This window comes from Halobellus sp. Atlit-38R (assembly GCF_003665925.1).
Classification (GTDB): Archaea; Halobacteriota; Halobacteria; order Halobacteriales; family Haloferacaceae; genus Haloquadratum; species Haloquadratum inordinatus.
Genome location: NZ_QXIJ01000346.1, coordinates 1 through 452 on the forward strand (window position 1 = coordinate 1; position 452 = coordinate 452).

The 452-nt window shown below is 45.6% G+C and carries 1 protein-coding gene; it reads left to right on the forward strand.

All coding sequences use genetic code 11. The features are described from left to right. Nucleotides 1-207: hypothetical protein (locus D3D02_RS21415; protein ID WP_233560735.1), on the forward strand; the 207-nt coding region annotated here is incomplete at its 5' end. Nucleotides 208-452: the final 245 nt, after the last annotated feature.

Genomic DNA, 452 nt, shown 5'->3' on the forward strand with positions numbered 1-452 from the left:
TACTTCGATAAGCCCTATATTTCACACCGCTACTTCTCTATGCGTCTGCACAGCGTGCCTGACGGCAACCCGACCACTTCATTCGGGTACAACGTCTGGACGGTCAACGCTTCGTCGTCGTCAGTGACGGTTACACACCCTGTGGCCACCTTGCTCGGGGTGTTCGTATTACCCACATTTTCTTCCAGAAGGAATAGTTTTCAGTGACATAACTACGAATATCTGGATTTAATCCAGAGAACCATTCTTTACATTCAGTTCGCCCTTTGTTCCAATCCCCTCGAACAATAACGTCTCGCAGAGCTTCGCCAGATATGTCTCCAGCTAAAGAAGTCGAGAAGCGTTTGAGTCCTTTTTAATCGACCTGTAGCCTAATTTAGGCCTTCGGGCGATACTTGTTCTATTTGTCCATCGTAAAACAATCAATATACAATAAGTTTGCTGTTGGTAAT